Origin of the sequence: Paenibacillus sp. FSL R5-0887 (genome assembly GCF_038002305.1) — a bacterium.
In the GTDB taxonomy this organism is placed as follows: Bacteria; Bacillota; Bacilli; order Paenibacillales; family Paenibacillaceae; genus Paenibacillus_AQ; species Paenibacillus_AQ odorifer.
In genome coordinates this window covers 500,915-513,608 of sequence record NZ_JBBOCE010000001.1, presented here as the reverse complement: position 1 = coordinate 513,608, position 12,694 = coordinate 500,915, and the positions used below count along the sequence as shown (strand labels likewise).

20 protein-coding genes are annotated in these 12,694 nt (G+C 42.2%); 2 read left to right on the top strand and 18 right to left on the bottom strand.

All coding sequences use genetic code 11. The features are described 5' to 3' along the window. Positions 1 to 84 precede the first annotated feature (84 nt). Positions 85 to 942, bottom strand: a complete 858-nt coding sequence (locus tag MKY14_RS02240) for an SDR family oxidoreductase (RefSeq protein ID WP_076130339.1) — start codon at positions 940 to 942, stop codon at positions 85 to 87. A gap of 268 nt (positions 943 to 1,210) precedes the next feature. Here MKY14_RS02240 and MKY14_RS02235 point away from each other — a divergent pair, with 268 nt between their 5' ends. After that, positions 1,211 to 1,954 (top strand): hypothetical protein, encoded by a 744-nt coding sequence (locus MKY14_RS02235; RefSeq protein ID WP_076193905.1) that lies wholly within the window; start codon positions 1,211 to 1,213, stop codon positions 1,952 to 1,954. A 24-nt stretch (positions 1,955 to 1,978) separates the two neighbouring features. Here MKY14_RS02235 and MKY14_RS02230 read toward each other — a convergent pair whose 3' ends face one another. The 14 genes from MKY14_RS02230 to MKY14_RS02165 form a co-directional block, all read right to left on the bottom strand. Then, the gene (locus tag MKY14_RS02230) at positions 1,979 to 2,770 is read right to left on the bottom strand and encodes a lipid II flippase Amj family protein (RefSeq protein ID WP_036689792.1); all 792 of its coding nucleotides are present in this window, start codon (positions 2,768 to 2,770) and stop codon (positions 1,979 to 1,981) included. A 24-nt stretch (positions 2,771 to 2,794) separates the two neighbouring features. Next, positions 2,795 to 3,205: a ribosomal maturation YjgA family protein gene (locus MKY14_RS02225; protein WP_076218742.1), complete on the bottom strand. Its 411-nt coding sequence runs from the start codon at positions 3,203 to 3,205 to the stop codon at positions 2,795 to 2,797. A 9-nt stretch (positions 3,206 to 3,214) separates the two neighbouring features. Next, entirely contained in the window at positions 3,215 to 3,640 is a 426-nt protein-coding gene (locus MKY14_RS02220) for a hypothetical protein (RefSeq protein WP_076130341.1), read from the bottom strand. Further along, a complete protein-coding gene (locus MKY14_RS02215) occupies positions 3,637 to 4,224 on the bottom strand; it encodes a histidine phosphatase family protein (protein WP_340034340.1) in 588 nt (195 codons plus the stop codon). Before MKY14_RS02215 ends, MKY14_RS02220 begins: the two co-directional genes overlap by 4 nt. A 16-nt stretch (positions 4,225 to 4,240) precedes the next feature. Then, positions 4,241 to 4,714, bottom strand: coding sequence for an NUDIX domain-containing protein (locus MKY14_RS02210; RefSeq protein ID WP_076130372.1), 474 nt, complete (start codon positions 4,712 to 4,714; stop codon positions 4,241 to 4,243). A gap of 30 nt (positions 4,715 to 4,744) precedes the next feature. Further along, positions 4,745 to 5,194 carry a DUF4362 domain-containing protein gene (locus tag MKY14_RS02205; RefSeq protein WP_076130343.1) on the bottom strand — a complete coding sequence of 150 codons (450 nt, stop codon included), beginning with the start codon at positions 5,192 to 5,194 and terminating at the stop codon, positions 4,745 to 4,747. Positions 5,195 to 5,362: 168 nt separating this feature from the next. Beyond that, positions 5,363 to 5,509 carry a hypothetical protein gene (locus MKY14_RS02200; RefSeq protein ID WP_155288116.1) on the bottom strand — a complete coding sequence of 49 codons (147 nt, stop codon included), beginning with the start codon at positions 5,507 to 5,509 and terminating at the stop codon, positions 5,363 to 5,365. 49 nt (positions 5,510 to 5,558) lie between these two features. Next, positions 5,559 to 6,035 carry a DUF523 domain-containing protein gene (locus MKY14_RS02195; protein ID WP_076280321.1) on the bottom strand — a complete coding sequence of 159 codons (477 nt, stop codon included), beginning with the start codon at positions 6,033 to 6,035 and terminating at the stop codon, positions 5,559 to 5,561. Positions 6,036 to 6,181: 146 nt separating this feature from the next. Continuing rightward, the gene (locus MKY14_RS02190) at positions 6,182 to 6,748 is read right to left on the bottom strand and encodes a putative ABC transporter permease (RefSeq protein ID WP_036689784.1); all 567 of its coding nucleotides are present in this window, start codon (positions 6,746 to 6,748) and stop codon (positions 6,182 to 6,184) included. A 165-nt stretch (positions 6,749 to 6,913) separates the two neighbouring features. Further along, positions 6,914 to 7,093 (bottom strand): hypothetical protein, encoded by a 180-nt coding sequence (locus MKY14_RS02185; RefSeq protein WP_076280322.1) that lies wholly within the window; start codon positions 7,091 to 7,093, stop codon positions 6,914 to 6,916. 166 nt (positions 7,094 to 7,259) lie between these two features. Then, the gene (locus MKY14_RS02180; protein WP_076305409.1) at positions 7,260 to 7,439 is read right to left on the bottom strand and encodes a hypothetical protein; all 180 of its coding nucleotides are present in this window, start codon (positions 7,437 to 7,439) and stop codon (positions 7,260 to 7,262) included. A gap of 94 nt (positions 7,440 to 7,533) precedes the next feature. Then, positions 7,534 to 8,220, bottom strand: a complete 687-nt coding sequence (locus MKY14_RS02175) for an LrgB family protein (RefSeq protein WP_036689780.1) — start codon at positions 8,218 to 8,220, stop codon at positions 7,534 to 7,536. Then, positions 8,220 to 8,630 (bottom strand): CidA/LrgA family holin-like protein, encoded by a 411-nt coding sequence (locus MKY14_RS02170; protein ID WP_036689778.1) that lies wholly within the window; start codon positions 8,628 to 8,630, stop codon positions 8,220 to 8,222. The genes MKY14_RS02175 and MKY14_RS02170 overlap by 1 nt, the downstream gene beginning before the upstream one ends. A 187-nt stretch (positions 8,631 to 8,817) precedes the next feature. Further along, the gene (locus tag MKY14_RS02165) at positions 8,818 to 9,492 is read right to left on the bottom strand and encodes an NAD(P)H-dependent oxidoreductase (RefSeq protein ID WP_076309913.1); all 675 of its coding nucleotides are present in this window, start codon (positions 9,490 to 9,492) and stop codon (positions 8,818 to 8,820) included. A 150-nt stretch (positions 9,493 to 9,642) separates the two neighbouring features. Here MKY14_RS02165 and MKY14_RS02160 point away from each other — a divergent pair, with 150 nt between their 5' ends. Further along, positions 9,643 to 10,035: a winged helix-turn-helix transcriptional regulator gene (locus MKY14_RS02160; protein WP_076130348.1), complete on the top strand. Its 393-nt coding sequence runs from the start codon at positions 9,643 to 9,645 to the stop codon at positions 10,033 to 10,035. 16 nt (positions 10,036 to 10,051) lie between these two features. On the opposite strand, the gene MKY14_RS02155 is transcribed toward MKY14_RS02160, so the two are convergent. The 3 genes from MKY14_RS02155 to rhaA form a co-directional block, all read right to left on the bottom strand. After that, positions 10,052 to 10,429 (bottom strand): YkvA family protein, encoded by a 378-nt coding sequence (locus MKY14_RS02155; protein ID WP_081383451.1) that lies wholly within the window; start codon positions 10,427 to 10,429, stop codon positions 10,052 to 10,054. A gap of 110 nt (positions 10,430 to 10,539) precedes the next feature. Beyond that, positions 10,540 to 11,178, bottom strand: coding sequence for a Vat family streptogramin A O-acetyltransferase (locus MKY14_RS02150; RefSeq protein ID WP_340975679.1), 639 nt, complete (start codon positions 11,176 to 11,178; stop codon positions 10,540 to 10,542). A gap of 154 nt (positions 11,179 to 11,332) precedes the next feature. Continuing rightward, a complete protein-coding gene (gene rhaA, locus MKY14_RS02145) occupies positions 11,333 to 12,607 on the bottom strand; it encodes an L-rhamnose isomerase (RefSeq protein WP_340975677.1) in 1,275 nt (424 codons plus the stop codon). Positions 12,608 to 12,694: the final 87 nt, after the last annotated feature.

Sequence of the window (12,694 nt, the reverse complement as noted above, 5' to 3'; positions counted from 1 at the left end):
ATTAGCCATAAAAAAACGGTCATCAAACTGGACACATAACCTATTAGTTTAATGATTGTTAAATTTATGGATGACTCCATCCTATCACCTCAATTCTTTCGCAATAATTCTCTCCAGCCACTTCCATGGAAGCAGCGTTTTGCCTAAAATTAAGATTCGCGTACCTTTGCCGATAGGATAACGTAGCCGTGGTGCTTTCATTTCGGTAATACGACCGATAAGATTAGCCACTTGACTAGGGTCAGGCGCTGTCTCAGCAGTATGTTTGGAATATCGTAGCACAGCGTCAAGACGCGCTTTATACGGAGAATCCTCCTTACGTCGAATTTGCTCCATGCCTTTTCCCCATATCGGTGTTCGGAAGGAGCCCGGTTCAATTAATACCACCCTTATTCCATAAGGGGACATTTCATGACGCAGGCTTTCGCTGAAGCCTTCAACAGCAAATTTAGAAGCTGCATAAGGCGCATAACCTGGAAATCCGGATAATCCACTTACACTTCCCACATTAATAATCGTGCCGCTCTGCTGTTCTCGCATAATGGGCAGCACAGCTGTTGTCACAGCCACTAATCCAAAAAAGTTCGTCTCCATTTGCCGCCGCCATTCCTCCATAGATATTTCTTCTATGAAACCGCCAATGGCAAAACCTGCATTATTGACTAGAACATCAATTCTTCCAAATGTTTCGTGTACTGAAGATATTGCTGTCTCTATAGAATCGCTGTCAGTTACATCCATGGTCATTAAATGAAGCTGCTTTAAAATTCCTGCCTGTTCTGCCTGCTGCACCAGCTCGCCTTTACGGCTTAAATCACGCATGGTTGCTATCACCTTAAACCCCTGTCCAGCTAATTTGAGCGCCGTCAGCAGTCCAAATCCACTGGAGGTTCCGGTAATCAGGGCCACACGATCGTGCCCATACTCTAGATGTGAACTCATATTTACTCCCCTTTGTATTTCACAATTACAAAAACAAGCACAAATGTTCTATTATTCATTGACTATCCATTAATTTCAAGTTATAGTAAGAGCATCTTTTATATTTCTGTGCGGGAGAAGCACCTCGCAAGACAGGCGTCAATGCCTATCTTGGAGGTGCTTTTTTGCGTATATTAACTAATTCATTAAGGAGCTGAGAGGAATGTTTAAGCCAAAAAACACCGTCAGATGTAGAACGAACATTTTCAGAATTAGGGATTTAAAATGGATGGCTCAAGTAGTACTGGTAGCAGCTTTCTTAACCTGTAACCTCACACTTGTGTCTGCTGCTACTGGCTGGGATTCCGCGCTGGATGACATTAACAGTCTTCATGGTAATTATACCGCGCTTCAAGCCACCCTCAAGACAGATAACTCAAAAATTCAGAAGTTACGCAAACAGAATAATGACGCTCTGAAATCTATTCGTACCGTCATACAGTCAACAGATCAAGCACTGTTAAGCCGCTTATCTTCAGAAGCTAGCTCAGTTCAGAAGAAACATGCTCCCCTTCTGGAACAATACAGCACACTCAGTAAACAGTCTACCGCAGCCAAGAAAGCTAAAGACTTGAAAACAGTCACATTGCTGGACCTGAAGCGTAATAAACTAAAGGCTGCTGTAACCCTCGCCCGAGCCGAAATTAAGACAAAGACAACCGCTTTGGCAGCCGCTCGCAAGCAAACCGCTGCTAAGCTTAAACCCGTCAAAGATGCGTTGGCACCCATCACTGCTTTAAAGAAACAAATAACTGCCGAGAGTAAGAATCTCGCTGCCACGCAGAAAGTACGCGCGGAAGCTGACAAACAATATAAAGCAGCTGTTAAGCAAGGAGATGCAGTTAGAGCCGCCACAGAATTGAAATCATCCTATGAGCAAATGAAACGAATTCATTCCATGCAGCAGAATATTTACAGCTGGGAACAGAAGACTTCGCTAGCACTACGAGCAGCAGAATCTAAACTTCCCTAATGATTATGATTCGCCCCCACCGGCTCAAATCAGCTTCACTAACATACTAATTAATTGGGCTGCAGGCACAATTAGGAGCTGAGCAAATATAGTGCCTACAAATCGTGAACCCATCAATACCACATATATTTTTCCTAGCTGATCACGGTATTCTACATTTTCAGTAGCCTTATGGGTAATAAGACCAAGCTGTGGGTCGATAAATATGGTCAGCAGAATAGTCGCCATACCGTTAATCAGTCCGGAAGCTTGAGAAGCAGTCGTGCTATATTGAGGCATTAGATGAGCAGCGTACAAAGATGATATGACACCTACGGTGTAAAAGGCTGTAACAAAAACATTCATCACAATAAAACGTTTAGGAATCCCCAGGTATCTGAAGTTATATAAGTTCACTTTTGGTTTTCTTATGTATTTTCTTGTGTTCTTAAGTTGCCCGATCGTCACACTGGTAAGCAGTTTTGGGATAGAACCTTCGATTTCAAGCTTAGAGATGATTCTCCCAAACAAGCCTACAAAGGTAGGGAACACAGCAATGGCAATTAAAGTCCCTAATGAAGAAGCCAATAATATAATTCTCAAGTAATTAAGAAGTGGAAAATCGGAATGTATTTTGGCATAATCTACGAATTTAGCCGTCAGTGGAGCTTGGATCATATTTGCAGTTCTTGAGACGAGAACAATAATGCCTGTGAGAGATAACGCAATGGCTATCTTGTTCAGCTTCACTCCGGCGTATCGTACCGAATACGATAAGGTTTCTGCCGTGTGAATAATCATCGTAAGCAAGCATACCACAATCAAACTATTTACCATTTAAAGGTTCCTCTCCAATAAACACTATTTATTATTTCGGTGCACCTTTTGGTGAAAGTATTGATCCAATCCATAACAAAGGGCAATGCCCACTAAATATCTAACAAGGTCGATCCACAGGAATCCTTTTCCGAGAATTAGACCACCCAATACTGTAGAACGGATGCTGTTGATCCACTCCGCTTGATACAGCTGGCTAAATTCTATGCCGAAGCTAAACACCAAACTCCATACAAAGGCGAGCCTTAGCTTTTGATTTACCAGTAGAACCCGAAACATAAAATAAACCATACTGCCCCAAAGCGCATCTCCGAAATGTCTAGATACAAACAAAGGCAGCTGATCCGTGAATACTCTAGTGCTTAACCCCAATACAATAACAACGAGGCAGATACAAATATAAAAAAGTCTTTCTTTCAGATCATTGATCCTCATTTCCAACCTCTATCCAGCTTCTGACTTAAAATTGATGCTTGCGATAATACTAATCATTGCGATATAAAACGGATAAATAATCATGGCCCCTATTATGATCAGTCCTGTTACCGGTGCAGGTTTATCTGCAGGTTCTGTGATTGGGAACCAGGTTGCGAATAAACTAATGAATAGAATCAAATAGGGAAACCATAGGATCGTAGTGAAATACATGGATTTTTTTCCGCTCAAATATTTTTTTGTAAGCCAAATAAATACTATAGAAGATAATAAAAATAAAACAAGCTTGAAGATAAACAGCAAGGTATCTACTTTTCCCAGCTCCAAGCCGGAAATTCTGCTGATTCGATAAATATTCAATGGCAGCTCTATTACAACAAACAACATAAAGGCATAAAGTACGCTTAGTGCATTCAGCTTTATAAAATATTTCATCTGTTCAGCACTTCGGAGTCCCACAGCCGCTCCACATGGGTAAGCTCCAATTCTTCAAATTCCAGCTTATAAATATCCGGCTTGGACGTTTGTTCAAAGAACTCATATCCATACTTCTTATCGAAGTAGTTCAGGATAATGGTCATGATATTCCCATGCGTACCTAATGCGATTTTTCCGCCTTTATGCTGTTGAATTAATTGCTTGATAACAGGAATTGCACGCTCTTGTGCTTCCTGGGTACTCTCTCCATCCGGCATTTTATATTGCTTGTCGCTGAACGATGTCCGAATGCCCTGCAGAAAATCATCTTCACTGATTTCAATCTCGGCACTTCCGATTGCTCGTTCTCTGAGTTCTTCATACAGTTCAATCTCTTGGTTCGAAGCTTCTGCCAAATATTTAATTGTCTCTACGGCTCGTCTATATGGGCTGGATACAAAATATGTAATTTTCTCCTCCGCCAAAAGCTCTTTGATTCTATAAGCGTCTGCGTGTCCTTTTTCGGATAATCCCCGTTCCCGCTCATTCCCTAATACAAAAGGTGACACTGCATGTCTAACCATATAAATGTATGTCTTCATGAGGCACTCCTCTCAGTCACTCAAATATCGTTGCAGTCTTCTCTCGGTCTTTTATAAAAATCTCTCTAGGATAAAGAATTGCAATCTCTGGCAGCTCGTTCTCTTTGAAAAATTTAAATTCTTCGATCTCCCCATCTATAGCTCTAAGCGTTCCTCTGATGATAGAGCACTCAAATACAATAACCGTATATTCTACCTGATCGCCATTACTATATTCGTATCTATATTTCGCTCCACCAAAAACACCTAAAATCGACGTAGGATGAACCATCAACCCTGTCTCTTCATATACCTCTCTGCGTAAGGTTCTTCCGGGACGCTCCCCTGGCTCAATCGCTCCCGCAGGCAATCCCCACAAAGATTCTCCTGGCTTGCGGATGAACAGAATCTCATCCTCTTTATTTCTTACTACTGCAGCTACGGAAGGCATCATTAATAATTCTGAGCCCACTTTCCCACGAATCCCTTGATAGTACTCAGACATCGGCATATTGATCATCCATCCTCTCCGTAAATGGGTTTATAATCTTTCTTTTAAAAAGCTGATCACGTTTATTTTCTCACCGTCTGGCTGAACATTACATTGAGATAACTCGACATTAAACCGCTCACCTGTCTCTATTAGTTCAATCGCTTGGCATACATATTCGATCTTCCCAGGACTACTACTCCATGCATCTCTTGTATCATCCTTTACCCAATGAAGCTCTTTACCATTAGAATAGAAATCATGAATTAACCGTCCACTATCCGTGGTTGGCTCAATCAACATCAGGTTATCTCCTTTACCTTCACTAAACCTTTGAACGGTTTCTTTCATCCTGTTTAAATCTTTTTGATCAAAATGTATTAAAATATCATCATGTTTAGACTCATCTGAGCCTGTCTCACCTAGATCGGCCGCCAACACGCCTACAAGCACAGCAATCATAAATAACTGCACAATGATTATCCATGTTCTAAATTTCATAGTTCCCCCTAAATTCTTTCCTTGGACTTCCCAAAAACCCACTATATGTATATTAGACATCACTATGAAGGAATCCTTTAGATTTCACAATATGCATAGCCGTGGACAAAAAAAGCTTCCGAACTCAAAAAATGCTGAGCTCCGGAAGCAGTTACAATGAGGTGAGTCTTAGTGTTTACCTTTTGTGCCAGCAAGCTGTACGATCATAATGACAAGAACGAGCAAAGCAATGAGCTGATCAATACTCATCTGCGTCCGCCTCCTATCCCAAATGAAGGATGGCTCATCGGACGGCATTTCCTCTCCCAAGGACACTGCTTCGTTCCCCTTATACACACTATGTATCCTGCAGCCTATTTATTACTTAAAGAATGCCCTGCCCGTCCGTACGTGCGAGTTCCTGCTCGACTTCATCCAGCTGATCTTCGCCAAATACTTTAAACCCATTTTTCCTCAACAGCTCCGTAGTGTTGCCCTCTCCCGGTGCTTTCGTATCCTTAAAGGTTCCATCATAAATATACAGGCTTCCGCATGAAGGACTGTCTTGTTTTAAAATAGCTAATGCAACCTGATGCTCCCTAGCCAGCTTTAGTGTGGCTTGAGCCCCCTTCATAAATGGCTCCGTAACATCGACGCCTGCCCCCGTCACTACCCGATCTCCTTGCCGCTGTGCGTCAGGACGAGGGGTTGGCAAACCTCCCACTACCTCTGGACAAATGTGGACAAAACGCCCTTCCTCATACCACTTTAGGAATCGGGCATCGAGACACGGAACATCGCCATTATCATAACGTACTTTATACCCTAACAGACATGCGCTCACTAGAATCTTCCCTGTCATCGTTATCGCCACCAGTCCGTCTAGTATTTAATATATTGCTATATTATTTATGACTAGAAACGGATATGCAATATCGAAATGCCTGTCCACGAAATGTTTGTGCTTGATACACAAAAGAAGACTCGTAGTACACATATAGAAAACCATTATTTCTGATATTGAGGGGTTTTCTCCATCCGATACCGGCTCCAGCAGGTCCATAATAAATCCGCCATAAAGTAGAACCCCACGATCGGAAGCACGAATTTCCAAATAGGCTGAACACCCGAATATAAAAGCTCCATAAGCGGCTGAATTACATACACACTAGCTACTGAAAGCCCCCACCAATATAGAGAAAAACGCAGGCAAATATGCCCTTGCAGTTGATAAGACATTCCTGAGTAATCCCACCATTGCTTATGGAATACCGTTTTTAACAGCCAACCGCTTATAAATTCCACAGCAGAAGGAATGATTAGCGCAAGAAATAGGAAAAGCGGAAGTGGCAGCGTCAAATCTCTAGCAATCAATAGCAATAGTGGAGCAAAGCCATACATCGGCTTAAATGGACCTTTTAGAAATCCTTCTTTGCGAAAGCTTCCATTACTGTATAAATTATAGGTCCCTTCCAATACCCAACCTAAAAAGGAATAGACCATAAAATAAAAAAAGTATTGGCCCACCACAGTAACTGCTATATCTCCACTTAACGAAAATATAGGAATAATCATGACCTAATCTCGCCTCCCGTTGTCATTATTTTCTTAGTTGTCCATCCGGCCCTATTATGTCTTGATCGTTCTGGAAATATGCGCACAAAAAAAGACATAACCCAAAAGGTTATGCCTCCATTCTAGAATTCCAGGAGTAAAAGTCTCCCACTTGTTACCTTCTAATTATTTAGGCTCTTCTTCATGAGGTGTCGTCAGCAACTGATCGTCGTTTGGTTTCTTCAGTGCATCCATCTTAAGCTCACTGCGTACGCCAAAGTTTGAACCGTACTTTTTCTCAAAGTTTCCTGCTAGAGCCTCACCACGTTTTTGCCGGTAACGGCTGTTCTCATTCCGACTACGCATTCCATTTCCTCCCTGTTGGCAAAGATCTGTGAAATTTGCGAAAAGCTAAGACGAACTTGGAGAAAACACTCTGATGAGGTTGTACTTTTATTTATTATACAATACTTACTATATTCATCAACAAAAACAGACTGTCCCCTAAAGGACAGCCTGTCTTCCGAATCATTTACTCCAAATTATCGGGAAGCGGATCTGGGTGTGAGGATTCAGCAGGTTTGGCTACCCACTCATCTGCCTCTGGCTCGATGTCTACACCGTTCTCCATCTTCTTAATTTCAGCTAATGAATCGCCTTCTTTATTTTCCTTGTTGCGGATTTCCGCTTCATCTTGTGTGTGATTGGACATGTGAAATCCTCCTCAGGTGCTTTGCTTTTTTTGTTCCTTAGTTATAGTTACCCGATGGAGTGTTTTGCAAACATAGTCCAATTAAAAGAATAATTTAAGGGTACATCATCCACGCTACAAGTGGGCCGATACAAGAGCCAACTATGGCGCAAACAGTCATCGCAACCGAGCTCATCGAAACGGATTGTTCACCATATTCCAAGGCCTTTGCTGTTCCTAGAGCATGAGAAGCGGTTCCTAGACCAATTCCGATTCCAACCTCACTACGAATTCTAAACAGTTTGATGATAAAAGGTCCGCCAATCGCACCTGTAAATCCAGCAATCATAACAAATACAGAGGTTAAAGAAGAGTCCCCACCTAAGCTGTTCGAGATCTGTATCGCTACAGGTGTAGTGATCGATTTAGGTAATAAAGATAAAACATATAATTTAGAGAAGCCTAGACCTGCCGCCAAAAGCAGTCCACTAAACATCCCTATAAGCAGACCTACAATGGCTCCGCCCAGAATTGCCGGGAGATTCTCAATCAACACATTACGTTGTTTATATAATGGGTAGGCTAACGATACTACAGCAGGACCGAGCAGCTGATTAATCCATTGGCCGCCTATCATATATGTATCATACGGAATATGAAAATATAGTAGTAAAGTTACAACAATCACTGTTGCTGTAAGCGCGGGAATAAGTACAGGAATACGAAATCGTCTATATACTACTGACATCATCAAATAAATAGCTACGTTAAGCAGTACAATACCTGTTGCGATAAAAAACATTATATTTCCTTCCCCTTTTCGCTTAGTCTCTTGCCGCTCCATCCCGCTTTCAGCTTGTTGTTTACGCTAGTAAGCCATTGGCTAGAATGTGCAGCTGCGGCAATCGTGAGAACACTGCTAACGATAAGGATTAGGATTAATAGTAAACCTCTACCACTAAAGATATCCATATGATTCACGATCCCAGCTGTCGCTGGAATAAAAAATAACGGAAGATAAGCTAATATCGTTGTAGCACCCTCTTCAATCCACTTCACAGGCACGACCCTGAATAGCAATAGAACAAAAAGTAACAGTAATCCTACGATACTCCCGGAAACGGGGAGATGCAGTTGCTTTTGCAGATAGTCCCCAGCCAAGTAGAACAAATATAGCAGGAACACTTGGATAATAATGCGAATGATTTTCATGATGCAGGATCCCTTCATTATTAAGTTAAAGCGATAGCGCTAATATGGAGTCACCTTCATAAGGGTATCAGAGTTTTCATGAAACTTTCAATTACTTTTTGAATCTTATAAGAAATATCGCAAAAAAACCTGCAAAATCCCCAGAATACAGAGACTTTACAGGCTCAAAGATTAAGATTCAATTTCGTTAAACCCACTGAATTACTTGCTCTGCACCTTGACGCGTCTTACCACGTGGTTCGTTCAGGCGATATCCGAAAGCTGCCATACAGGAGATTCCAAAATGCTCAGCGTCCAAAATCCCTTCTTCTTCCAGAATCTGCTCAACCTTAGCTTTATCAAAACCTTCCATTGGGCAGGAGTCGATCCCGATTAACGCAGCTGAAGTCAGCATATTCCCAAGCGCCAGATAAGTCTGCCGGCAGCTCCATTCGAACATTGCCCGCTCATTCTCCATCAGTCCGAAATCAATCTTCAAGAACTTATCAAAAACTTTACGTTTTCCTTCCATTCCTTGCGGAGGCAACTCCTGCACATTCTCCATGATCCCTTTAATATAATCGGAGTCAGCAGCCATATCTTTAGGAAGACGTGAGAGAATAAGCACAAAATGGCTTGCGGTTGCCAATTGCTTTTGTGCGCCCCAGGCATAAGGACGTAATTTCTCACGTACTTCCGGACTTTGTACTACCACAAAACGCCAAGGCTCGAATCCGAATGAACTTGGTGACAATCGTCCAGTTTCCAGAATAAATTGAAAGTCCGATTCACTAATTTTTTTACGGCTATCGAATTCTTTAGTTGCATGTCTGAACTGATATGCAGACAGGATTTCATTCTTGTTTAACGATAAAGTATCCATGAGTAACACTCCCTTTACTTGGTTAGCATCGACGAGCATTTGACTGTTTGCCGATCACATGCTTAATATTAGTGTATATATCACTTCTTTAAAAGTACGCACAATAATGTTATGTAGTATACAAAATGATACCATGGGAGTTGAACAGCTATGCGTGACCGAAAAGGTGGCTTTGGAAATTTCCCGGAAAGCAACAAAGAAGCTTGCCCTGTAGAATTTACACTGGACGTTATAGGAGGCAAATGGAAAGGAATTCTCATCTATCACTTGATTGATGGCACGAAACGTTTTAACGAATTCCGCCGGATCTGCCCGGGCATTACCCAACGTATGCTGACCCTGCAACTAAGAGAGTTGGAAGAGGATGGGGTTGTACACCGTGAGGTCTACCATCAGGTTCCCCCAAAAGTCGAATACTCTTTAACTGAATTCGGCAAGACACTGATTCCTATTATTAAACTCATGAAAGATTGGGGCGAGGTGTACAAAACAAAACAGCTTTCCGCAGAAAGCTGTCCTGAAGGTACAGATATTACAGTGTAGCTCAATGCTGCACCTTTTATTTTTCCCCATTAAAAAACGCTGCAGCTTTTTCCTTATGTTCGTTGGTTACCTGACCGGATATCGCTTTAATGCCTGCTGCGATAATCGCTGCATCATCTGTAAATCCAAGGCCTAGAATCGCATCGGGTATAGCATCTATAGGAGAAATAAAATAAGCCAATGCACCGAAAGCAATTCCTTTCGCCCATAAAGGTGTTTTAGCGTCGACGGCACAATAATACATCGCGATAGCATCTTTAGTAAATGGAATTTTGCCTGCGAACTTTTTAGTTTTCGTCCAAAAATTTTGCGTTACCATTTCCTCATTTTCTTTGCTATATGGAAATTCCTCTGCAGTGAGCTCCATGCTATTCTTGACCTTATCTTTCTTCATTGCCGGTTCCCTCCGAAAGGTTCATATGACGTACATACCTAAAGTATTCCCTCAATTGAGGTTTATATCTTTAAGATAAACTAAAGTCCGTATCCTGAACCTACTTACGATTAATTGATCGCTTTGATTTTCGTTAAATCGCTACTGCATAACACTTCAAGATTCTTAAAGATTCGCTCAGCATCCCAATCCCACCACTTCAGCGCTTCAAGATATTCGATCATTTCATCATCAAAACGTTGTCTAATCACTTTGCAGGGATTTCCTCCAGCTACACTATACGCCGGGATATCCTTTACAACTGTAGAATTGGCTGCGATAACTGCTCCGTTTCCAATATGCACACCTGGCATAACCGTAACATTTTGTCCAATCCAAACATCGTTTCCGATGACTGTATCACCTTTTAGCGGCAGATCTTTTAAATCCGGGACCGCCTGTTCCCAGCCATGGGCCATGATATTAAACGGATAGGTCGAAACCGAATTCATCCGGTGGTTGGCACCATTCATGACAAATTCAATGCCTTTGGCAATCGCGCAGAATTTTCCAATAATAAGCTTATCGCCAATAAAATCATAATGATGAGTCACACGTTCCTCAAACTTCTCTGCACCGTTTATATCATCATAATAGGTATAATCGCCAACAATGATATTGTCTCTTGTAATCGCATTTTTTATAAAGCAGATACTTTTAATTTGTTCATTGGGATAGAGCGTATTCGGGTTCGGTCCATATTGTTTCATAGTTTGCGCCTCGCTCTCTTTTGGATAAAACATAGCAGAGATCAGAGCTGAATTCAAATCATGCACGATTCATAAACATAAAAAAGCGGCTACCTGCCGGTAACCGCCTATCTTTTATCTACTTATATTGTTAAAGCTCGTTCTACTTCTACCTCTATCTTTTCGATAAAACCTCAGCCTCATACTGTTTTACTTCATTTAGCCAGCTTTCCCGGACCGGTACGCCATTCTTCGCACAATAATAATCCCAAATGGCTCCAAACGGATACGATTTAAATTCCTCGACCAAGGCAAGTCTTGAAGTGTAATCTCCATCTAGCTCAATTTGCTTCAATTGCTCGATTGGCTCCAGCATAGCACGAAGCAAAGCTTTTAATGTATTTCGTGTTCCGATCACCCAAGCAGCAACATGATTGATGCTTCCGTCAAAAAAATCTAATCCAATATGCGTTCTGCCCAGAAACTGACCACGAACCAGTTCACGGGCAATCTCGAGCAGCTCATCGTCCATAATTACCACATGATCACTATCCCAGCGTACTGGACGGCTAACATGCAGCAGCAATTGATCCCCAAACAGCAGCCAGGAAGACAGCTTATTCGAAATCGTCTCGGTTGGATGGAAATGCCCAGCATCGAAGCACACCGCCTTACCCCGGCTTAGCGCATAACCCATATAGAATTCATGTGAGCCAACCACGTAACTTTCCGAACCAATACCAAACAGCTTACTTTCTACAGCATCAATGTTATATTGCTGATCGATTTCCTCGCTGAAGATTTCATCGAGTGACTGCTGAAGCCGTACCCTTGGTGACAAGCGGTCGATCGGCGTATCTTTATAACCATCTGGAACCCAAAAATTAGTGACACAAGGCTGACCTAATGCTTGACCAAAGGACTCGGCGATTCGACGTGAGGCCTTGCAATGAGCGATCCAGAAGTTGCGGATCTCAGGATCTGGGTGACTCAGTGTGAAGCCATCATTTGCTTTTTCATGAGAAAAACAGGTAGGATTGAAATCCAATCCGAGTCCCTGCTCTTTGGCCCAGCTCACCCAGCGCTCAAAATGCTTAGGCTCTAACGCGTCGAGATCTACAGTCTCTTCTGTATCCGCATAAATAGCATGTAAATTTATTTTATGTTGCCCTGGGATGAGTGCTAGAGCCTGTTCCAAATCCCGGCGCAGCTCCTCCGGATTCCCGGCCCGCCCCGGGTAACTTCCGGTGACTGCGATCCCGCCGCTCAGTTCTTTTTCCTTATTCAAAAAACCCTTCACATCATCCCCTTGCCAACAATGCAAAGAAATCTTAATTTCCGCTAGCTGCTCCAACACTTTATCTACGTCGATCCCATGCTGTGCGTAAAGCTTTTTCGCTTCATTGTAGCTGTTCTGAATGCTCTGTAAGCTCTCTTTACTCTGCTCCATGTTTGAGCCTCCTGATTTTTAACTTAGTGTGTTTTAGATGAGGCACTTTTGCCTCTCTTTAGCTCGTTTTCCGCGTATTGCGCTCGA